18 protein-coding genes are annotated in these 20,046 nt (G+C 66.9%); 17 read left to right on the forward strand and 1 reads right to left on the reverse strand.

Annotated elements, in window-relative coordinates; genetic code table 11:
• Positions 1-22: 22 nt before the first annotated feature.
• Together C8D03_RS01205 and C8D03_RS01210 are read left to right on the forward strand one after the other, a co-directional pair.
• Positions 23-1,624 carry a peptide ABC transporter substrate-binding protein gene (locus C8D03_RS01205; RefSeq protein ID WP_108044631.1) on the forward strand — a complete coding sequence of 534 codons (1,602 nt, stop codon included), beginning with the start codon at positions 23-25 and terminating at the stop codon, positions 1,622-1,624.
• Positions 1,625-1,729: 105 nt separating this feature from the next.
• On the forward strand, positions 1,730-2,587 hold the full coding sequence (locus C8D03_RS01210; RefSeq protein ID WP_108044632.1) for a D-amino-acid transaminase: 858 nt from the start codon (positions 1,730-1,732) through the stop codon (positions 2,585-2,587).
• A gap of 24 nt (positions 2,588-2,611) precedes the next feature.
• Here the strand turns inward: C8D03_RS01210 and guaD are convergent, their stop codons facing one another.
• Positions 2,612-3,934 carry a guanine deaminase gene (gene guaD, locus C8D03_RS01215; RefSeq protein ID WP_108044633.1) on the reverse strand — a complete coding sequence of 441 codons (1,323 nt, stop codon included), beginning with the start codon at positions 3,932-3,934 and terminating at the stop codon, positions 2,612-2,614.
• A 119-nt stretch (positions 3,935-4,053) separates the two neighbouring features.
• Here guaD and xdhA point away from each other — a divergent pair, with 119 nt between their 5' ends.
• The 15 genes from xdhA to C8D03_RS01290 all read left to right on the forward strand — a co-directional run bounded on the left by xdhA (position 4,054) and on the right by C8D03_RS01290 (position 20,028).
• Complete coding sequence (gene xdhA, locus C8D03_RS01220) at positions 4,054-5,541, forward strand: xanthine dehydrogenase small subunit (RefSeq protein ID WP_108044634.1); 1,488 nt, start codon at positions 4,054-4,056, stop codon at positions 5,539-5,541.
• Positions 5,534-7,876 (forward strand): xanthine dehydrogenase molybdopterin binding subunit, encoded by a 2,343-nt coding sequence (xdhB, locus tag C8D03_RS01225; RefSeq protein WP_108044635.1) that lies wholly within the window; start codon positions 5,534-5,536, stop codon positions 7,874-7,876. The genes xdhA and xdhB overlap by 8 nt, the downstream gene beginning before the upstream one ends.
• A 232-nt stretch (positions 7,877-8,108) precedes the next feature.
• Entirely contained in the window at positions 8,109-8,963 is an 855-nt protein-coding gene (xdhC, locus tag C8D03_RS01230) for a xanthine dehydrogenase accessory protein XdhC (RefSeq protein WP_108044636.1), read from the forward strand.
• A complete protein-coding gene (locus C8D03_RS01235; RefSeq protein WP_108044637.1) occupies positions 8,947-10,506 on the forward strand; it encodes an ABC transporter ATP-binding protein in 1,560 nt (519 codons plus the stop codon). Before xdhC ends, C8D03_RS01235 begins: the two co-directional genes overlap by 17 nt.
• Positions 10,499-11,566: an ABC transporter permease gene (locus C8D03_RS01240; RefSeq protein WP_108051045.1), complete on the forward strand. Its 1,068-nt coding sequence runs from the start codon at positions 10,499-10,501 to the stop codon at positions 11,564-11,566. The genes C8D03_RS01235 and C8D03_RS01240 overlap by 8 nt, the downstream gene beginning before the upstream one ends.
• Complete coding sequence (locus C8D03_RS01245; RefSeq protein WP_108044638.1) at positions 11,563-12,486, forward strand: ABC transporter permease; 924 nt, start codon at positions 11,563-11,565, stop codon at positions 12,484-12,486. The genes C8D03_RS01240 and C8D03_RS01245 overlap by 4 nt, the downstream gene beginning before the upstream one ends.
• A 33-nt stretch (positions 12,487-12,519) precedes the next feature.
• Positions 12,520-13,602 (forward strand): BMP family ABC transporter substrate-binding protein, encoded by a 1,083-nt coding sequence (locus C8D03_RS01250; RefSeq protein ID WP_108044639.1) that lies wholly within the window; start codon positions 12,520-12,522, stop codon positions 13,600-13,602.
• A gap of 283 nt (positions 13,603-13,885) precedes the next feature.
• Positions 13,886-15,055 carry an ABC transporter substrate-binding protein gene (locus tag C8D03_RS01255; RefSeq protein ID WP_108044640.1) on the forward strand — a complete coding sequence of 390 codons (1,170 nt, stop codon included), beginning with the start codon at positions 13,886-13,888 and terminating at the stop codon, positions 15,053-15,055.
• A gap of 95 nt (positions 15,056-15,150) precedes the next feature.
• The gene (locus C8D03_RS01260; RefSeq protein ID WP_108044641.1) at positions 15,151-16,077 is read left to right on the forward strand and encodes a branched-chain amino acid ABC transporter permease; all 927 of its coding nucleotides are present in this window, start codon (positions 15,151-15,153) and stop codon (positions 16,075-16,077) included.
• Complete coding sequence (locus C8D03_RS01265; protein WP_108044642.1) at positions 16,074-17,063, forward strand: branched-chain amino acid ABC transporter permease; 990 nt, start codon at positions 16,074-16,076, stop codon at positions 17,061-17,063. Before C8D03_RS01260 ends, C8D03_RS01265 begins: the two co-directional genes overlap by 4 nt.
• A 22-nt stretch (positions 17,064-17,085) precedes the next feature.
• Positions 17,086-17,835, forward strand: a complete 750-nt coding sequence (locus C8D03_RS01270; RefSeq protein WP_108044643.1) for an ABC transporter ATP-binding protein — start codon at positions 17,086-17,088, stop codon at positions 17,833-17,835.
• Between the two features lie 2 nt (positions 17,836-17,837).
• On the forward strand, positions 17,838-18,536 hold the full coding sequence (locus C8D03_RS01275) for an ABC transporter ATP-binding protein (RefSeq protein WP_108044644.1): 699 nt from the start codon (positions 17,838-17,840) through the stop codon (positions 18,534-18,536).
• A gap of 63 nt (positions 18,537-18,599) precedes the next feature.
• Positions 18,600-19,058 (forward strand): cupin domain-containing protein, encoded by a 459-nt coding sequence (locus tag C8D03_RS01280; RefSeq protein ID WP_108044645.1) that lies wholly within the window; start codon positions 18,600-18,602, stop codon positions 19,056-19,058.
• A gap of 118 nt (positions 19,059-19,176) precedes the next feature.
• A complete protein-coding gene (locus C8D03_RS01285; protein ID WP_108044646.1) occupies positions 19,177-19,512 on the forward strand; it encodes a PilZ domain-containing protein in 336 nt (111 codons plus the stop codon).
• Between the two features lie 150 nt (positions 19,513-19,662).
• Complete coding sequence (locus C8D03_RS01290; protein ID WP_181300578.1) at positions 19,663-20,028, forward strand: PilZ domain-containing protein; 366 nt, start codon at positions 19,663-19,665, stop codon at positions 20,026-20,028.
• The last annotated feature ends 18 nt before the right edge of the window (positions 20,029-20,046 follow it).

Consider the following 20,046-nt stretch of genomic DNA (forward strand, 5'->3'; position numbering starts at 1 on the left):
TCGCCATCAAGGGGAGGCTTCCATGCTCGACCTCACGCGCCGCGCAGCAGCCCTGATGCTGGCAGCCGCGCTGCTGCTGTCCTGTGCCGCAGGAGCCCTGGCCCAGGGCGTGTTCCATCGCGGCAATGACGGCGATCCGGAGACGCTCGACCCCCACAGAACCTCGACGGTGGCGGAAGCGCATCTGCTGCGCGACCTCTTTGAGGGGCTGGTGATCCACAGCATGAAGGGGGAGGTCGTTCCCGGCGTCGCCGAGAGCTGGGCGACGAGCGAGGATGGCAGGACATGGCGCTTCGCCCTGCGCGCCAACGCCCGCTGGTCGAATGGCGATCCGGTGACGGCGGCGGATTTCGTGTTCTCGCTCAGGCGCATGCTCGATCCGCAGACCGGCGCGAAATATGCCGCCCTGCTCTACCCGATCCTGAACGCCGAGAAGATCAACAAGGGCACTGAGGGCGCCAGGCTCGAGGATCTCGGCGTCAGGGCGATCGACGCGCACAGCCTCGAGATCACGCTGGAGCGGCCGACGCCGTATTTCCTCGAACTGCTGACGCACCAGACCGGGCTGCCAGTGCATCGCGCCACGGTCGAGGCATTCGGGAAGGACTTCGTCAAACCGGAGCACTGGGTCTCGAACGGCGCCTATGTGCTGAAGGAATTCGTGCCGAACTCGCATATCCGCCTCGACCGGAACAAGGCCTTCCACGACGCCGCGAATGTCAGGATCGACACGGTGATCTACTACCCGACCTCGGACCTCGCCGTGGCGGCGCGGCGTTTCCAGGCCGGGGAACTGCACCTGACCACCGACATCCCGGCCGACCAGATCAAGAGCCTGCGCGCGAAGCTCGGCGCGCAGGTCAGGGTCTCGCCCTATCTCGGCACCTATTTCCTCGTGCTCAACACGGCGAAGCGACCGTTCGACGACGCCCGGGTGCGCCGGGCGCTCTCGCTCGCGATCGACCGCGAGTTCATCGCCGAGACGATCTGGGCCGGCACGATGCTGCCGGCCTATGGCGTGATCCCGCCTCAGATCGGCAATTACGGCGAGCGCGCCGAGCTCGACTTCAAGATGGCTTCGCCGCTCGATCGGGAGGACGAGGCCAAGAAGCTGCTGGCTGCAGCCGGCTTCGGGCCCGGCCTGCCGCTGCGGCTGGAGCTGCGCTACAACCGCAGCGACAACAACCGCCGCACCGTCGTCACCATCGCAGAGCAATGGAAGGCGATCGGCGTGGAGACGTCCCTGTTCGAGACGGACAACCCGAGCCATTTCGCCCATCTGCGCGAAGGCGGAGATTTCGACGTCGCTCGTTATGGCTGGATCGGGGACTATTCCGATCCGCAGGATTTCCTCTTCCTGTTCCAGAGCGACAATGCCGGCTTCAATTTCGGCAAATATGCCGATCCGCAGTTCGACATGCTGATGAAGCTCGCCGCTGCGGAAACGGACCTCGTCAAGCGCGCGGCCATCCTGCGCGAAGCCGACAGCATCATCGCGCGCGACCAGCCCTGGATTCCGGTGCTGCATTATTCGACCAAGAATCTGGTCTCGCCAAAGCTTGCCGGCTTCGAGCCGAATCTGCGCGGGGCGATCCCGACGCGGTTCCTCAGCCTCAAACCATAGAAAACGCCGGGGCGCTCCGCGTCGTCGGCGGGCATTCGCCCTCGCGCCTGCGAGATGTCTCGGCTAGGAAGGGTACGCCCTCAACCTGCTGACGAGACCCGATCGATGAGCCGCATTGTCTATGTGAATGGCGCCTACCTGCCGGAAGAGGACGCCAAGATCTCGATCTTCGACCGCGGCTTCATCTTCGGCGACGGCATCTACGAGGTCTCGGCGGTGATCGGCGGCAAGCTCGTCGATTGCGAGGCGCATCTGGCCCGGCTGGAGCGCTCCTGCGGCGAGATCCGGCTTGCCCTGCCCTGGTCGAAGGCCGAGCTGGTCGCGATCCATGAGGAGCTGATCAAGCGAAACAGCCTCGACGAGGGCGGGATCTATCTCCAGGTCTCGCGTGGTGCGTCGGATCGCGAATTCGCCTTCCCGAAGGATGTCGCCCCGACGCTGGTGATGTTCACCCAGGCCCGCAATTTCGTGAATGTGCCGACGGCCAAGACCGGCATCAAGGTCGTCTCGACGCCCGATCTGCGCTGGGCGCGCCGTGACATCAAGAGCGTCAACCTGCTGGCCCCGGTCCTCGCCAAGCAGTTCGCGGCCGAAAGCGGCGCGCAGGAAGCCTGGCTCGTCGAGGACGGCGTCGTCACAGAGGGCGCATCCTCGACGGCCTGGATCGTCAAGGGCAAGACGCTGATCTCGCGGCCCTTGTCGAACAAGGTGCTGCCCGGCATCACCCGCAAGGCGGTGCTCGCCTTCATCGCCGAAACCGGCTTCGCCTTCGAGGAGCGCGAATTCACCTTGCAGGAGGCGCTGGACGCCGAGGAGGCCTTCATCACCTCCGCCACCAGCCTCGTCATGCCGGTGACCACGATCGACGGCCACACCATCCACAACGGCGCGCCGGGGCCGACGGCGCTGCGCCTGCGCGAAATCTATATCGATTTTGCGCGCAAGGGCGGCGTTCTGGGCTGATGACACCACGAGGAACCCCTCTCCTTACAGGAGAGAGTTCTGCGTCGGCGTCACCCGCTCCCCCATCACATAGGTCGCGACGACGTTGCGCTCGTCGCCCAGCGTGACCAGCACGAAGAGCTCTTCCGCCAGATCGCGCGCCGTCTCGAGCCGGTGCGCCATCGCGCGCTGGGCCGTGGGATCGAGCACGACAATATCGGCTTCGCGGCCGGGCTCCAGCGAGCCGATCAGGTGGTCGAGCTTCAGCGCCCTGGCATTGCCGCGCGTGATCGCATGCAGAGCGGCGAAGGCCGAGAGCGATTGCCCCTGCAACTGCAGCACCTTGTAGGCTTCCGACATCGTCCTCAGCATCGAATAGGAGGTGCCGCCACCGATATCGGTCGCGACCGCGACCGGCACCCCCTCGGCACGGGCTCGCGCCCAGTCGAACAGCCCGGAGCCGAGGAAGAGGTTCGAGGTCGGGCAGAAGACCGCGACCGTGTCACTCTCCGCAAAGCGCCGCCATTCCCGGTCGGTCATGTGGATGCAGTGGCCAAGCAGGCTGCGGGGGCCAAGCAACCCATAACGCTGGTAGATGCCGGCATAGTCGCCGGCCTCCGGGTAAAGCTCGTTGGCGAAGGCGATCTCGGCCCGGTTCTCGTTGATATGGGTCTGGACGTGACAGTCGGGATACTCGGCCGCGAGCCGCCCGGCAGCCTCCATCTGCTGCGGCGTCGAGGTCACGGCGAAGCGCGGGCTGATCGCGTAGAGCTGCCGTCCCTTGCCGTGCCAGCGCTCGATCAGCGCCTTTGAGTCAGCATAGCCGCTCGCCGCCGTGTCGGTCAGCGCGTCCGGCGCATTGCGGTCCATCATCACCTTGCCGGCGACCATGCGGGTGTTGCGGCGCTCCGATTCGCGAAACAGCGCCTCCGCCGACTGCGGATGCACGGAACAGTAGATCACCGCCGTCGTCGTGCCATGGCTGAGCAGTTCGTCGAGCAGGAAGGTCGCGAGCTTTTCCGGATGGCCCTGCTGCGCCAGCTTCTGCTCCTCGACGAAGGTGTAGCGGTTGAGCCAGTCCATCAGTTGCGCACCATAGGAGGCGATGACCTGGGTCTGCGGCATGTGCAGATGCGCGTCGATGAAGCCCGGCATGATCAGATGCGGGCGATGATCGACGACCTCGGCGTTCGCGGGCAGCGACGACAGCAATGCGCCCGCCTCGCCTGCCGCGCGGACGATGCCGCCCTCGATCACGATCAGCCCGTCCGCGACATAGCGATGGGCGGCCTCGCCTGCGTCATGCGGGTCGTCGACGAACCAGAGCAGGCGGCCGCGCAGAGCGCGAATGGCAGTCGTTTCGCTCACGGGGCTTTGGACTCCGGCTCAATTTCACATCACATCTGCACCAAATCAAAGCTTCCGGCCAAGCGGCGATCATGCCTAATCTGCGGGCATGATGTGTCTTCCCGGACGAGACGGCCCGGATGCGTAACACACTGCGCTTCCTCCTCGGCGACGAGCGGGTCGAGATCGCTTCCTGCGATCCCACCCTGACGGTGCTCGATTGGCTGCGGCTCGACAGGCGCATGACGGGCAGCAAGGAAGGCTGCGCCGAGGGCGATTGCGGCGCCTGCACCGTCGTCGTCGGCCGGCTCGATCGCGGCCGCCTGCGCTACGAGGCGATCAATGCCTGCATCCGCTTCCTGCCGACGCTGGATGGCTGCCAGCTGCTGACGGTCGAGCATCTGAAGGGCGGGGACGGCGCGCTGCATCCGGTGCAGCAGGCGATGGTCGACTGCCACGGCTCGCAATGCGGCTTCTGCACGCCCGGCTTCGTGATGTCGCTATTCGCGCTCTGGCTGAACGAGGACACGCCATCCGTGGCCCGAATCGAGGACGCGCTGGCGGGCAATCTCTGCCGCTGCACCGGCTATGAGCCCATCATCGCGGCAGCGCAGCAAATGTACCGCATCGGCAATCGGGATGGCTTGGCGAAAGGCCGCAAGGCGGTCGCGGTGGGGCTGCGGGACCTCGCCGACGAGGAGACCTTGACCCTCCACGCTCCGGGCGGCGTCTTCAGCGCGCCCGCGACGGTCGAGGCGCTCGTCGATCTGGTGAAGCTCCATCCGAAAGCAACGCTGGTGGCGGGCGCGACCGATGTCGGGCTCTGGGTGACGAAGGGCATGCAAAGGCTCGATCCGGTGCTCTATCTCGGCCGGATCGAGGCGCTGCGCGTCGTCGAAGACCTGGGTGACCATCTGCGCATCGGCGCGATGGCGACGCATGCGGAGGTGCGCCCGGCGCTGGCCGCGCTCTCGCCCCAACTCGACGAGCTGATGCGCCGCTTCGGCGGCGAGCAGGTCCGCAATGCCGGCACGATCGGCGGCAACATCGCCAATGGCTCGCCGATCGGCGACCTGCCGCCCGCCTTGATCGCGATGGGGGCGATGCTGGTGCTGCGCCGCGGCGCCGAGCGCCGGACGATCCCGCTGGAAGCCTTCTTTCTCGACTATCGCAAGCAGGATCGGCGCGAAGGCGAGTTCGTCGAGGCCGTGATCGTGCCGAAGCCGGCGCCGGACGCGCTGCTCCATGTCTCGAAGATCTCGAAGCGCTTCGACGAGGACATCTCGGCCGTCTGCGGCGCCTTCCTGCTCAAGATCGGCAGCGACGGCCGGATCGCGGAGGCGCGCCTCGCCTATGGCGGCATGGCCGGCATTCCCAAGCGCGGCGCAGCCGCCGAGTCGGCGCTGATCGGCCAGAGCTGGGGCGACACCGCCGTTGCTGCCGCCATCGCCGCCCTCCCCGGCGATTTTTCACCGCTCAGCGACATGCGCGCCTCGGCCAGCTACCGTCTCAGCGTCGCCGGCAATCTGCTGCGGCGCTTCCTGATCGAAACGACCCAGCCACGGGTCGAGACCCGCATCGCCGGGCTGCTGGCCGGCGCCCTGACAGAGGCCACCGCCCATGGCTGATGCACGCAAACGGCTGGAGATCGAGCCTGCGGCGGGACAGGTCGGCTCGGCGCGCATCCATGATTCCGCCGCCCGGCACGTTGCAGGCGAGGCGGTCTATATCGACGATATCGCCGCCCCTGTCGGGCTTCTGCACGCCTATCTCGGCTTGAGCAGCATCGCCCATGGCAAGCTGATCTCACTCGATCTCGATGCGGTGCGCGCGGCGCCAGGCGTCATAGCCGTGCTTACGGCTGCCGACATTCCGGGCGCCAACGACATCTCCTCGACGCATCGCCACGACGAGCCGGTCTTCGCGACGAACCTGGTCTTGCATCACGGCCAGCCGCTGTTCGCGGTGGTCGCCGAAACGCGCGAGGCGGCACGGCATGCGGCTACGCTCGCCAAGGCGGTCTATGACGAGGCCAAGCCGCTGCTTGACGTGGCCGCAGCGCGCGCCGCTGGCGGCACGCTCGTCACCGATCCGCTCAAGCTGGAGCGCGGCGATGTCGGCGCGGCCATGGCGGCCAGCCCGCGCCGGCTCAAAGGCAAGATGGAGATCGGGGGCCAAGACCATTTCTACCTCGAAAGCCAGATCGCACTCGCCATCCCCGGCGAGGACGAGGACATGCAGGTCTTCTCCTCGACGCAGCATCCGAGCGAAGTCCAGCACATGGTCGCCGCCGTGCTGGGCGTCGGCTCGCATGCGGTCACCGTCGAGGTCCGGCGCATGGGCGGCGGTTTCGGCGGCAAGGAGACGCAGTCCAATCTGTTCGCCTGCGTCGCGGCGCTGGCCGCCCGCAAGCTGAAGCGGCCGGTGAAGCTCAGGCCGGACCGCGACGACGACATGGTCATCACCGGCAAGCGCCATGATTTCGTCTGCGATTACGAGATCGGCTTCGACGACGAGGGCCGCATTCATGCGGTCGACGCCGTCTATGCGGCACGCTGCGGCTGGAATGCCGATCTGTCGGGCCCGGTGACCGACCGGGCACTGTTCCACATGGACAACTGCTATTTCTACCCGGCCGTGCGTGCCCGATCCGAACCCCTGCTCACCAACACCGTGTCCAACACGGCATTCCGGGGCTTTGGCGGGCCACAGGGCATGGTCGGGGCCGAGCGGTTTATCGAGGAGGTCGCTTTTGCAACCGGGCTCGACCCGCTCGAAGTGCGCAAGCGCAACCTCTATGGCGGGCCTGGACGCGATGTCACGCCCTATCACCAGACCGTCGAGGACAATATCGCCGGCCACCTAATCGACCGGCTGGAGCAGGCTTGCGACTACCGCGCCCGTCAGGCGGCGATCCGGCAGGCGAATACAGCAAGCCCCATCGTCAAGCGCGGCATCGCGCTGACCCCGGTCAAGTTCGGCATCTCCTTCACCGCGACCTGGTACAATCAGGCCGGCGCGCTGGTACATGTCTATACCGACGGCACGATCATGCTGAACCATGGCGGCACCGAGATGGGCCAGGGGCTCTACGTCAAGGTGGCGCAGGTGGTGGCGCAGGCCTTCGGCATCGGGCTCGACCAGATCAAGATCACCGCCACCACGACGGCCAAGGTCCCCAACACCTCGGCGACGGCTGCCTCCTCGGGCTCCGATCTCAACGGCATGGCCGCGCTCGACGCCTGCGAGACGATCAAGGCACGTCTCGTCGCCTTTGCGGCGGCGAAATGGAACGTGCTGCCGGCCGACATCGCCTTCCTGCCCGGCCGCGTGCGGATCGGTGCGCACGAGATCGGCTTTCCCGAGCTGATCGCAGCGGCCTATATGGGCCGCGTTCAGCTCTCGGCCACCGGCTTCTATGCGACGCCGAAAATCCACTGGGACCGCAAGGCGGGCCGCGGCCACCCGTTCTACTATTTCGCTTATGGCGCGGCCGCCGCCGAGGTCGCCATCGACACGCTGACCGGCGAATACAGGGTCGAGCGCGTCGACATCCTGCATGATTGCGGAACGTCGCTGAACCCGGCGATCGACAAGGGCCAGATCGAAGGCGGCTTCATTCAGGGCATGGGCTGGCTCACCACCGAGGAACTGGTCTGGGACGAGAAGGGGCGGCTGCGAACGCACGCCCCCTCGACCTACAAGATTCCCGTCGCCTCCGACCGGCCGCGTATCTTCAATGTCGCGCTGCTGGAGGATGCGCCCAACCGGGAGCCGACGATCCACCGCTCCAAGGCGGTCGGCGAACCACCGCTGATGCTGGCGATCTGCGTGCTGCACGCTCTGTCGGATGCGGTGGCGAGCGTCGGCGGGCACAGGATCTGCCCCAGGCTCGACGCGCCGGCGACGCCCGAGCGGGTGCTGGCGGCGGTGGAGCGCGTCAGGGCGGAGGCAGGGCGATGAACACCCGATGCCTTACCTCACCTACTGCGCGAACCCACCGCGGGGAACCCTCTCCCGCAGGGAGAGGGCAGGGTGAGGGGTCGACCGTTGGACGTCTGAGCCACAACCTCACAACCGTTTCGCCGCAAGGTTTTCGCCTCGCTGGTCCAGGGGCCGACACCTCACCCCTGCCCCTCTCCTTACAGGAGAGGGGTTCCCCCCGCGCTTTCGTTACGGTTGGGAGGGGGAAACGATGACGCTGTCGCCCTTCCTTGCCCGCCACCTCCGCGACGGCGCCATCCTCGTCACCCTCACCCGTGCGCAAGGCTCGACCCCGCGCGAAGCCGGCGCGGCGATGGCCGTGACCGCGACGGAGGCCGCCGGCACCATCGGCGGCGGGCAGCTCGAGTTCCATTGCATCGACATCGCCCAGCTAATGCTCCGCGAGAGCACATTGGAGCGCGAGCTGGACATCCCGCTCGGCCCGCAGATGGGCCAGTGCTGCGGCGGGCGGGTGCAGATTTCGCTCCGCCGCGCCACCGCGGCCGATCTCGCCATGGTCGCGGCCCGCGAGAAGGCCGAAGCTTCCGCCCGGCCGGCCATCGTCATGCTCGGTGCCGGCCATACCGGGCGGGCGCTCGCCCGGACGCTGGCCCCCCTGCCCTTCGCGACGATCCTGATCGACGATCGCGATGGCGTGATGGACGGACTTCCGGCCGAGATCACCTGCATCCGCATGGCAGACCCCGTCACCGCCGTCGATGCAGCCAGAGCCGGTTCCGCCTTCGTGATCCTGACCCACAGTCACGCCCTGGACTACCGGCTCGCCGAGGCGGTTCTGGCGCGCGGCGACGCAGCCTATGTCGGCATGATCGGCTCGGCGACGAAGCGCGCCCGCTTCGAATCCGGCTTTCTGCGCGCCGGCGGCAGGCGGGACGCGCTCGCGCGCCTCATCTGTCCGATCGGCGGCAGCGATGTGGACGACAAGCGTCCGGAGGTGATCGCGGCCTTGACGGTGGCCGAGCTGGTGCGGAGTTTGCTTAGCGGATCAAAGGCTTCCGGGGGAGCCGAAGCGGAGGAAAGAGCCGGCCATGAAGCAACCGCCTGACCAGACGGTTCGCCCACGGCTTGCCCTGTCGCACATCTCCAAGAGCTTTCCGGGCGTGAAGGCGAACGAGGACATCAGCCTCAGCGTTCGGCCCGGCGAAATCCATGCCCTCCTCGGCGAGAACGGAGCCGGCAAGTCGACGCTGGTCAAGATCATCTACGGCGTGCAGCAGGCCGACGAGGGCACGATCGCCTGGGACGGCGAGATCGCCGCGATCCCGTCGCCCAAGGCGGCGCGCAGGCTCGGCATCGGCATGGTGTTCCAGCATTTCTCGCTGTTCGACGCGATGACGGTGATCGAGAACATCGCACTCGGGCTTGACGAGGCGGTCGACCGCGACGCGCTGAAACGCCGCGTCGCGGCGATTCTGGAAAGCTATTCGCTGCCGCTCGACCCCGAGCGCGAGGTCCACACACTGTCCGTCGGCGAGCGCCAGCGCATCGAGATCGTGCGCTGCCTGCTGCAGAAGCCGAAGCTCCTGATCATGGACGAGCCGACCTCCGTGCTGACGCCGCAGGAGGTCGACAAGCTGTTCGGAACGCTGCGCCAGATCGCGTCCGAAGGCTGCGCGATCCTCTACATCTCGCACAAGCTGCACGAGATCAAAGCGCTCTGCGATGCGGCCACCATCCTGCGCGGCGGGAAGGTCGTCGCGACCTGCGATCCGAGAGTCGAGAGCACCAAGCGCATGGCCGAGCTGATGATCGGCGCCGAACTGCGCCAGATCGAGCATGGCCCCGGCGGCGGAGCCGGCGCCGTGCGGCTCTCCGTCTCCGGATTGACGCTCCCTGGCGAATCGCCTTTCGGCACCGACCTCGAAGCGGTGAGTTTCGAGGCCCGCGCCGGCGAGATTCTCGGCATTGCCGGCGTCGCCGGCAATGGCCAGTCCGAACTGCTGACGGCGCTATCGGGCGAGAGGCCTGCCAGCCGGCCCGACGCAATCCGGCTCGACGGCAAGCCGATCGGAACGATGACGGCCGGCCCGCGCCGGGCGCTGGGGCTCGCCTGCGTGCCCGAGGAGCGCAACGGCCATGCCGCCGTGCCGGATTTCTCGCTGGCCGACAATGCCGTGCTGACAGCGCGCCACCGTCTGCCCTTGACGCCGCTGGGCATCATCAGCACGGGCGATGTGAAGCGCTTCGCCGATTCCGTGATCAAGCGCTTCGATGTCCGCACCACCGGCACCGCCGCGCTGGCCCGCTCGCTGTCGGGCGGAAACCTGCAGAAATTCATCATGGGCCGCGAGATCGGCCAGCAGCCCGGCGTGCTCGTGGTCTGCCAACCGACCTGGGGGGTGGATGCAGGTGCCGCCGCCGCGATCCGGCAGGAACTCGTCGATCTCGCCGCGAAGGGCTCGGCCGTGGTGGTGATCTCGCAGGACCTCGACGAACTGCTGGAGCTGGCCGACCGGCTCTGCGTCATCAACGAGGGCCGGCTTTCGGCGCCGCGCGAGGTGGCGAGCCTCGGTATCGACGAGATCGGGCTGATGATGGGCGGCGTCCATGGCGAAAGCGGTCATGGCGAGGCATCCGCCCATGCTTGAATGGCGCCGCCGCCGCGAACCGAGCGCCGTGATGCTCTGGCTGAGCCCGCTGATCGCGGTCGCGCTGACCATGCTGATCGGCATGATCGTCTTTACCGCAATGGGCTATGACGGCTTCCACGCCGTCCGGGACATCTTCCTGACGCCCTTCCTGGAGCCGCAGCGCTGGCCCGATCTCGGCGTGAAGGCCGCGCCGCTGGTCATGATCGCGCTCGGCCTCGCGATCGGCTTTCGGGCCAATGTCTGGAACATCGGCGCGGAGGGGCAATACATCATGGGCGCGATCGCCGGCACGGGCGTGGCGCTGGCGACCCATGACATGACCGGCTGGTGGATCCTGCCCGCCATGGCGCTGGCGGGCGTGCTCGGCGGCATGGCCTGGGCTGCGGTTCCGGCCTTCCTGCGCGTCAGACTGCAGGTCAGCGAGATCCTGACCAGCCTGATGCTGACCTATGTCGCGGTGCAGGCGCTCTACTACCTCGTACGCGGCCCATGGAAGGATCCGGACGGCTTCAATTTCCCGCAGACACGCATGTTCGGCGCCGACCAGACGCTGCCGGCGATGATGGAAGGCTCGCTCGTCCATCTCGGCATTCCCGTCGCGCTGCTGATCGCGGTCGTCGCCTGGCTCTTGATGGAAAAGACCACGGCCGGTTATGCCGTGAAGGTCGTTGGGCTTGCGCCAGCCGCCGCGCGCCATGGCGGCTTCAGCGCCGACAGGGTGACCTGGGCGACGCTGCTCGCGAGTGGCGGGCTGGCGGGTCTCGCCGGCTTGTTCGAAGCCGCCGGCCCCTTCGGCCAGCTCACCCCGCAATTCCCGACCGGCTACGGCTTCACCGCGATCATCGTCGCCTTTCTCGGGCGGCTGAACCCGCTCGGCATCGTCTTCGGCGGTGTGGTGCTGGCCGCCACCTATGTCGGCGGCGAGATCGCGCAGACGACGGTCAGGCTGCCGCAGGCGGCGACCGGCATGTTCCAGGCATTGCTGCTGTTCGTGCTGCTCGCGACGGATGTGCTGGTGAAATATCGGATCGGCTGGAAATCGAGGGTCGCGCCATGACCTCCGCCATCCTCGTCTCGATCTTCATGACGCTCGTCGCGGCCTCGACCCCGATCCTGCTGGCCGCCTTGGGGGAACTCGTCACCGAGAAGGCCGGCGTGCTCAATCTCGGCGTCGAGGGCATGATGCTGTGCGGCGCTGTCGCGGGTTTCGCGGTCGCTTTCAGCACGGGCAGTACCACGCTCGGCCTCGTCGCGGCCGTCGTCGCCGGCATCGCGACCGCGATGGTCTTCGCCGTCCTGACGCTCTCACTGACCGCCAACCAGGTCGCGACGGGCCTGGCCCTGACGATCTTCGGCATCGGCGCCTCCTCGCTGATCGGGGCCGGCTTCGTGGGGCGCACCATCACGCGGCTCGGGCCGGTGTTTCCGGCGGCGCTGTCGGACCACCCGCTGCTGCGTGCCGTCTTCGGCCACGACATCGTGGTCTATCTCTCGCTCGCGCTGGTGCTGGGCGTCAGCCTGTTCCTGCGCAAGACCAGGCCCGGGCTGATCCTGCGCGCGGTCGGCGAGCACGACGCCTCGGCCCATGCCATCGGCTATCCGGTGATCGCCATCCGCTATGCCGCGATCGGCTTCGGTGGTGCGCTGGCCGGGCTCGGCGGGGCCTATTTCTCGCTGGCGCTGACGCCGATGTGGGCCGACAGGCTGACCGCCGGCCGCGGCTGGATTGCGCTCGCGCTCGTCGTCTTCGCCGCCTGGCGGCCGGGCCGGCTGCTGCTCGGCGCCTATCTGTTCGGCGCGGTGATGACGCTCGAGCTTCAGGCCAAGGCGGCGGGCGTGACCTGGCTCGCGCCTGAACTATTGGCCATGGCGCCCTATCTTGCGACCGTCGCGGTTCTGACCATGATGTCGCTGGGCCGCAGAACCGGCCGGCTCGATGCGCCGGCCTGCCTCGGCAAGCCTTTCTCGGCGTCCTGACGCCGCCAACGATATAACGGGGAGACCAGCATCATGACCTCCATCATCACACGCCGCCGCTTCAATTTCGGCGCCGGCGCCAGCGCCGCGACCCTGCCGCTGATCGGCGGCGTCGCCCGCGCCCAGGCCCCGCTCGGCGTCGGCTTCATCTATGTCGGCCCGGTCGGCGACCATGGCTGGACCTGGACGCACGATCAGGGCCGGCTGGCGTTGGAGAAGGAGTTCGGCGGCAAGATCAAGACGAGCTTCATCGAGAACGTCGCCGAAGGCCCCGACGCAGCCCGCGCCATCCGCCAGCTCGCCCAGGCCGGCAACCAGATCATCTTCACGACCTCGTTCGGCTTCATGAACCCGACCATCCAGGTCGCGAAGCAGTTCCCGAAGCTGCATTTCGAACACGCCACCGGCTATCAGCGCGCCGAAAACGTCGCGACCTATAATGCTCGTTTTTATGAAGGGCGTGCCGTGATCGGCACCATCGCCGGGCATATGTCGAAATCGGGCCAGGCTGGCTACATCGCCTCCTTCCCGATCCCCGAGGTGGTGATGGGCATCAACGCCTTCACGCTGGCCGCCCGCAAGGTGAACCCGAACTTCAAGACCAAGGTGATCTGGGCCTCGACCTGGTACGACCCCGCCAAGGAAGCCGACGCCGCCAAGGCGCTGATCGACCAGGGCGCCGACATGATCACCCAGCACACGGATTCTGCCGCCGCCCTCCAGGCGGCCGAGCAGCGCGGCGTCTTCGCCTTCGGCCAGGCCTCCGACATGAAGGCCTTCGCGCCCAAGGCGCATCTGACCGCGATCGTCGACGACTGGTCGGGCTACTACATCAAGCGCGTCAAGGAGGTCATGGACGGCTCCTGGAAGACCGGCGACGTCTGGGGCGGCATCAAGGACGGCATGGTCAAGATCGCGCCCTTCAACGACGCCGTGACGCCGGCCGCCCGCGCCGCCGCCGAGGCGGTGCAGAAGGGCATCGTCGCAGGCACGCTGCACCCCTTCACCGGCGAATTGAAGGATCAGAAAGGCGTTGTCCGCGTCAAGGCCGGCGAGACCGCCTCCGACGAAATCTTGTCCAAGATGGACTGGTATATCGACGGCGTGCAGGCGTGACACTTGTCTTTCCGGGGCTTCGCGTAGCGAAGAATCCGGAACCCACGACCGGGCGAGCCTCATCGGCAGCGCTGACAGGGGCATCACCCAGTCGTGGGTTCCGGGCTCGGCCCTGCTGGCCGCCCCGGAATGACAGCTGTACGGCACTCTGAAAATTCTCCGGCAAGAACCCCTTGCAGATATTTTAAGCTTGAAACAATATGCCCTCATCGCGTGGTCAAGGAGGTCGAGGGGACCCCTGCCGCGCTGTCGCTTTCTCGCTCGTCCCGGGAGGACATCCGACATGACACTCAAGCTCACGCTTTCGCTCGGCGCCGGCCTGCTCGCCCTCGGCATCGCATCCGCACAGGCGCAGGAGCCGATCAAGATCGGCGTCGTCAGCGTCCTGACCGGCCCGGCCGCGGCGCTCGGCCAGCAGGTTCGCGACGGCTTCCAGCTCGCGGTCGACAAGATGGGCGGCAAGCTCGGCGGCGTGCCAGTGCAGATCACCGTGATCGACGATGAGCTCAAGCCGGATGTCGCAGTCGGTAAGGTCAAGAGCTATGTCGAAGGCTCCAAGGCCGATTTCGTGGTCGGCCCGGTGTTCTCCAACATCCTCGGCGCCATCGCCAAGCCGGTGCTCGATTCCGGCGCCTTCCTGATTTCGCCCAATGCCGGCCCCTCGACCATGGCCGGCAAAGCCTGCAACCAGAACTTCTTCGTGACCTCCTACCAGAACGACCAGGTCCACGAGGTGCTGGGCAAATACGCGCAGGACCAAGGCTACAAGCGCGCCTACATCATCGCGCCGAACTACCAGGCCGGTAAGGACTCGCTCGCCGGCTTCAAGAACTATTTCAAGGGCGAGATCGTCGACGAGGTCTATGCCCCGCTGACCTCGATGGACTTCGCCTCCGACCTCGCCAAGATCGCCTCGGCCAAGCCGGACGTGGTCTTCGCCTTCCTGCCGGGCGGGCTCGGCGTCAACTTCGTCAAGCAGTGGTCGCAGGCCGGCCTGCAGGGCAAGATTCCGTTCCTCTCCGCCTTCACGGTCGATGAATCGACCCTGCCGGCGCAGCAGGATGCGGCAGTCGGCCTGTTCGGCGGCATGACCTGGGCCCCGAACATGGACAACCCGCAGACGAAGGAATTCGTCGCGGCCTATGAGGCGGCCTACAAGATCGTGCCGGGCTCCTATGCCCAGCAGGCGTATGACGCAGCGATGCTGATCGACTCGGCCGTCAAGGCGGCCGGCGGCACGGGCGACAAGGACAAGCTGCGCGCCGCGCTCAAGAAGGCCGACTTCACCTCGCTGCGCGGCAAGTTCAAGTTCAACACCAACGGCTTCCCGATCCAGGACTTCTATCTGGTCAAGGTCGCCAAGCGCGCCGACGGCAAGTTCCAGACCGAGATCGCCCAGAAGATATTCACCGATTACGCCGATCCGCATGCCAAGGATTGCGCGCTGAAGTGAACTTCTTCGTCATTCTCGGGCGAAGCGCAGCGCAGACCCGAGAATCTCTTTCCTGAGATGCTCGGGTCAAGCCCGAGCATGACGGGCGATGTGACATGACCACCGGCCTCCTGATCGTCCAAATCCTGAACGGGCTCCAGCTCGGCATCCTGCTGTTCCTGGTGGCGGCGGGGCTGACACTCGTCTTCGGCGTGATGGACTTCATCAATCTGGCGCATGGCGTGCAGTACATGCTCGGCGCCTATCTGGCCGTGACCTTCGTCACCCTGACGGGGAGCTTCGTGCTCGGGCTCGTGCTGGCGCTGGCGGCAGCGCTCGTCATCGGGCTCGCGCTCGAATTCCTCGTCTTCCGGCATCTCTATGAACGCGACCATCTCGACCAGGTGCTGGCGACCTTCGGGCTCATCCTGCTGCTGAACCAGGGAGTGAAGATGGTCTGGGGCGCAGCGCCGCTTTCCGTGCCGGTGCCAGCGTTCCTCGCCGGCAATGTCGCTCTTCTGGACGGGATTCTCTACCCGACCTACCGCTTCGCGCTGATCGGCGCCGGCCTCGCGGTCGGCGCCCTGCTCTGGTTCGTCGTCGAGAAGACGCGCACCGGGATGCTGCTGCGAGCCGGGGCCTCGAACGCGCCGATGGTCTCGGCGCTCGGCGTCGACATCAACAAGCTGTTCATGGTCGTCTTTGCTTTCGGAACGATGCTGGCCGCGTTTGCCGGCGCGATGGCGGCGCCGATCCTCTCGGTCGAACCCGGCATGGGCGACAACATCCTGATCCTCGCCTTCGTCGTCATCGTCGTCGGCGGCATCGGCTCGATCCGGGGCGCTTTCGTCGGCGCACTCATCGTCGGCCTCGTCGACACGCTCGGTCGCTCCTTCATGAACGACCTGCTGCGGCTGTTCATGAGCGCGCCCTCGGCGCGAGCGGCAGGGGCAGCGCTGTCGTCGATGCTGATCTATCTCGTCATGGCGATCGTGCTGTTCGTGCGTCCCGAGGGCCTGCTGCCCGCCAAGGGGCGCGCATGAGCCCAGCCAGCCCAGCGGCGACGACGCCCGCCCCTGCCCCCGCGCGACGGCGCCCCGTCGTCGCCATCGTGCTGTTTGCCCTGCTGGCGCTGCTGCCGGTCGCGGTTTCGCTCGGCCTGCCGGCGCATTGGCTGACACTGGTGACACGGGCGATGATCTTCGCCATCGCGGCGCTCTCGCTCGACCTGATCCTCGGCGTTGGCGGGCTGGTCTCCTTCGGCCATGCCGCCTTCGTCGGGATCGGCGCCTATGCCACCGGCATCATGATTACCGAGGGGCGCAGCGAGGCGCTGCTGATCCTGCCGGTCGTGCTGGTCATGTGCGCGCTGTTCGGTGCCGTCACCGGGGCGGTGTCGCTGCGCACCCGCGGCGTCACCTTCATCATGATCACGCTCGCCTTCGGCCAGATGGTGTATTTCCTGGCGCAGGCACTCTCCGCCTATGGCGGCGATGACGGGCTGACGCTGTATGAACACAGCACGATCCTGGGCTTCGACCCGTTCAAGAACCGCATCGGCTTCTTCTATGTCGTGCTTGGCGTGCTCCTCGCCTGCTACGCCCTCATCGGCATCATCGTCGCCTCGCGCTTCGGGCGGGTCCTGCGCGCCGCTCGCGAGAACGCGACCCGCGTCGCCGTGACGGGCTTCCAGGTCGGGCGTATCCGCCTTGTCGCCTATGTGATCAGCGGTATGATCGCGGGCCTGTCGGGCTTCCTGCTCGCCAACCACACGGAGTTCGTCAGTCCGGCCTACATGTCCTGGCCGCGCTCGGGCGAGCTGATCTTCATGGTCGTGCTGGGCGGCGTCGGCTCGCTTCATGGCGCGATCATCGGCGCCCTCGCCTTTCTCTTCGCCGAGGATGTGCTGTCGGGCTGGACCGAGCACTGGAAGGTGATCTTCGGCCCGATGATCGTGCTGTTCGTGCTGTTCACGCGCGGCGGGCTGGTCGGGCTGATGCGCAAGCTCGGGGCCGGTCGCCATGACTGAACCGAGTATGACTGAGCCCAGCATGACCGAGCCGGTGCTCCTTCTCACCGGACTGCAGAAGGCGTTCGGCGCGCTGAAGGTGACCGATGGCGTCAGCCTGTCGGTTGCTCCGGGCGAACTCCACGCCCTGATCGGCCCCAACGGCGCCGGCAAGACGACGCTGGTGCACCAGATCTCGGGCATGCTGCGGCCGGACACTGGCAGCATCCGTTTCCGGGGGCAGGACATCACGAGCCTGACGCCGGAAAGGCGGGCGCGGGCCGGCCTCGCCCGGACGTTCCAGATCACCTCGACGATCCCCTCACTCTCCGTGCTGGAGAACGTCGCGCTGGGCGTACAGGCGCGCGCGGCCCATCCGCTCGCGCTGTTTTGCAATGCCGCGCGCGACGAGAGCCTGAACGGGCCGGCCTGGGTCGCCATCGAGGCTGTCGGCCTGAGTGAGCGGGCGCATGTGCTGGCGGGGCGACTCTCGCATGGCGAGAAGCGGGCGCTCGAGATCGCGATGGCGCTGACGCTGGAGCCGGCGGCGATCCTGCTCGACGAGCCCCTCGCAGGCGTCGGACGCGAGGAGGGCGAGCGCCTGATCGCACTGCTGCGGAGCCTCAAGGGGCGCTATGCCATGCTGCTGGTCGAGCACGACATGGAAGCCGTCTTCGCACTCGCCGATACGGTCAGCGTTCTGGTCTATGGCCGCGTCATCGCCTCGGGGGACCCTGCGACCGTGCGCGCGGCCCCCGCGGTGCGCGAAGCCTATCTCGGCGAGGAGGGCTAGGGATGCTGATCGTCGAAGGGCTCGATGCCGGTTATGGCGAGGCGCAGATCCTGTTCGGGGTCGATCTCTCGATCGGCGAAGGCGAGGTGGTGACGCTGCTCGGCCGCAACGGCATGGGCAAGACCACGACGATCCGCGCCATCATGGGGCTGATCCCGCCCAAGGCCGGCCGGGTCAGCGTCGCGGGCAAGGATTTGACCGGCGCGCCCGCCTTCCGGATCGCACAGGCCGGCATCGGGCTCGTGCCGGAAGGCCGCATGATCTTCCCGACGCTCTCCGTCGAGGAGAACCTGATCGCGACGGCGGCGAGCCGCTTCGGCAAGGCACGCTGGGACATCGACCGGATCTACGCCTTCTTTCCCCGCCTGAAGGAGCGCCGCGCCAATCGCGGCAACCAGCTCTCCGGCGGCGAGCAGCAGATGCTGGCGATCGGCCGGGCGCTGATGACCAATCCGCGCCTGATCATCCTCGACGAGGCGACCGAGGGGCTGGCGCCGATCATCCGGCAGGAGATCTGGTCCTGCCTGTCGGCGCTGAAGGCCGAGGGCGAGTCGATCCTGGTGATCGACAAGAACGTCGATGCGTTGGCCAGGATCGCCGACCGACATATCGTGCTGGAAAAGGGTCGGGTGGTCTGGCGCGGCACCAGCGACGACCTGCGCAGCGACCATGCGGTCAAGGACCGCTTCCTGCATTTTTGAGCGGTCAAGGACCGCTTCCTGCACTCCTGAGAAGCTGCATTTCCGACCAACGAGGATAGCGCGATGAAGCCACTGACCGCCGGCGTGACCCGGGCCAATGACGGGCTCGACTCGATCTCCTGGAACATCCTCGGCCAGACCTATGTGCCGAAGTCGCTGAGCGAGGACTCGTTCTCCTGGCACGCCACCTTCCCGCCCGGCACCTTCGTGCCACCGCATATCCACACCACGCAGGACGAGTTCATCTACATGCTCGAAGGCCGGCTCGACCTCGTGCTCGACGGCGCCGAGAGCCACGCTTCGCCCGGCGACCTGATCCGGCTGCCGCGCAATGTGCCACACGGCCTGTTCAACAAGGGCGAGACCCCGGTGAAGTGCCTGTTCTGGGTGTCGCCGACTGGCCGCCTCTATGACCTGTTCTGGGGCATCCATTCGATGGCCGACCAGAACCCCGCCGATGTCGTCGCGCTGTCGGCCAAGCACGAGGTCGATTTCCTACCGCCCCCGCCCGACGGCGCGTGAGTGCGCCGGGTTAAGGTTAAACCGACGTCGAGGCTGTACCGGGGCCGCATTTCCGGCAGTTTATGTCCCTGAGAGCGAAGCGGCGGGCCGTGAAGGCCCGTCCCCCAGGGAGCACATCATGATCGCCAATCGCCGCATCGAGAAGCGCAGCCGCGTCTTCCACGGCGCCAGCGTCGTGTTCAACGGGCGCCAGTCGGTTCTGGCCTGCACGATCCGTAACTGGTCGGAGGCGGGCGCGCTGGTGCGCATGGTCGACTGGATCGCCCTGCCCGAAACCTTCGAACTCGACATCGCCAACACCGACGGCAGCGTTCGCGTGCGCCAGTGCTGGCGGCGTGGGGACGATGTCGGCGTCGTCTTCCTGGCACAGGACGCTGAGGCGCCTTGCGAGATCGTCTCACTCGACCAGGTCCGCGCCAAGCGCGCAAATTTGAGCCCGGCACGGCCGGCCTGAGGTCGACGCGACCTCTTCTTTCCGGCATTCCGGCGACAACTCGTTAAACATTGAACGATCCGATTGCTGCGCCCGATGCCGATCTCGGGCATGGTGTCGGCATGGCGGCATGGGCTGCCTTGGCTGAAATCGGCCGGAGTCGGGACAATCATGACGGAGCGGCGCCAAACCGCGAGGCTGCGCTCTCTTCTGGGTGCCAGAGCCTGCTACAATGAACATCGGGTGACGCTCGACTGCGTCGTGCGCAACATCTCCGAAGGCGGCGCGATGCTGGTCGTTTCGGATGCCGTGGCCCTGCCGGGCATGTTCCAACTCGAAATCGCCCAGCGCCAGCGCTCGTACAACGCCCATATCCGCTGGCGCAGCGGCACGCGCATCGGGGTCTCCTTCGAAACGCAGGCCGCGGCCGAGCCTGCCGGGATGGCACAGGCTGATATGGAGAGCCGCCTGCGCGTCGCCGAGCGCGACAACGCCCGCCTCAGGAGCCGCGTTGACCAGCTCACCGAGGCCGGCTGAACACGTCGTCCTGTCGAT

Source organism: Bosea sp. 124, assembly GCF_003046175.1.
Taxonomy (GTDB): Bacteria; Pseudomonadota; Alphaproteobacteria; order Rhizobiales; family Beijerinckiaceae; genus Allobosea.

Excerpts from the sequence above, each read along its gene's own strand:
- C8D03_RS01205 (WP_108044631.1), top strand. The coding sequence starts at position 23 with ATGCTCGACCTCACGCGCCGCGCAGCAGCCCTGATGCTGGCAGCCGCG.
- C8D03_RS01210 (WP_108044632.1), top strand. The coding sequence starts at position 1,730 with ATGAGCCGCATTGTCTATGTGAATGGCGCCTACCTGCCGGAAGAGGAC.
- xdhA (WP_108044634.1), top strand. The coding sequence starts at position 4,054 with ATGCGTAACACACTGCGCTTCCTCCTCGGCGACGAGCGGGTCGAGATC.
- xdhB (WP_108044635.1), top strand. The coding sequence starts at position 5,534 with ATGGCTGATGCACGCAAACGGCTGGAGATCGAGCCTGCGGCGGGACAG.
- xdhC (WP_108044636.1), top strand. The coding sequence starts at position 8,109 with ATGACGCTGTCGCCCTTCCTTGCCCGCCACCTCCGCGACGGCGCCATC.
- C8D03_RS01235 (WP_108044637.1), top strand. The coding sequence starts at position 8,947 with ATGAAGCAACCGCCTGACCAGACGGTTCGCCCACGGCTTGCCCTGTCG.
- C8D03_RS01240 (WP_108051045.1), top strand. The coding sequence starts at position 10,499 with ATGCTTGAATGGCGCCGCCGCCGCGAACCGAGCGCCGTGATGCTCTGG.
- C8D03_RS01245 (WP_108044638.1), top strand. The coding sequence starts at position 11,563 with ATGACCTCCGCCATCCTCGTCTCGATCTTCATGACGCTCGTCGCGGCC.
- C8D03_RS01250 (WP_108044639.1), top strand. The coding sequence starts at position 12,520 with ATGACCTCCATCATCACACGCCGCCGCTTCAATTTCGGCGCCGGCGCC.
- C8D03_RS01255 (WP_108044640.1), top strand. The coding sequence starts at position 13,886 with ATGACACTCAAGCTCACGCTTTCGCTCGGCGCCGGCCTGCTCGCCCTC.
- C8D03_RS01260 (WP_108044641.1), top strand. The coding sequence starts at position 15,151 with ATGACCACCGGCCTCCTGATCGTCCAAATCCTGAACGGGCTCCAGCTC.
- C8D03_RS01265 (WP_108044642.1), top strand. The coding sequence starts at position 16,074 with ATGAGCCCAGCCAGCCCAGCGGCGACGACGCCCGCCCCTGCCCCCGCG.
- C8D03_RS01270 (WP_108044643.1), top strand. The coding sequence starts at position 17,086 with ATGACCGAGCCGGTGCTCCTTCTCACCGGACTGCAGAAGGCGTTCGGC.
- C8D03_RS01275 (WP_108044644.1), top strand. The coding sequence starts at position 17,838 with ATGCTGATCGTCGAAGGGCTCGATGCCGGTTATGGCGAGGCGCAGATC.
- C8D03_RS01280 (WP_108044645.1), top strand. The coding sequence starts at position 18,600 with ATGAAGCCACTGACCGCCGGCGTGACCCGGGCCAATGACGGGCTCGAC.
- C8D03_RS01285 (WP_108044646.1), top strand. The coding sequence starts at position 19,177 with ATGATCGCCAATCGCCGCATCGAGAAGCGCAGCCGCGTCTTCCACGGC.
- C8D03_RS01290 (WP_181300578.1), top strand. The coding sequence starts at position 19,663 with ATGACGGAGCGGCGCCAAACCGCGAGGCTGCGCTCTCTTCTGGGTGCC.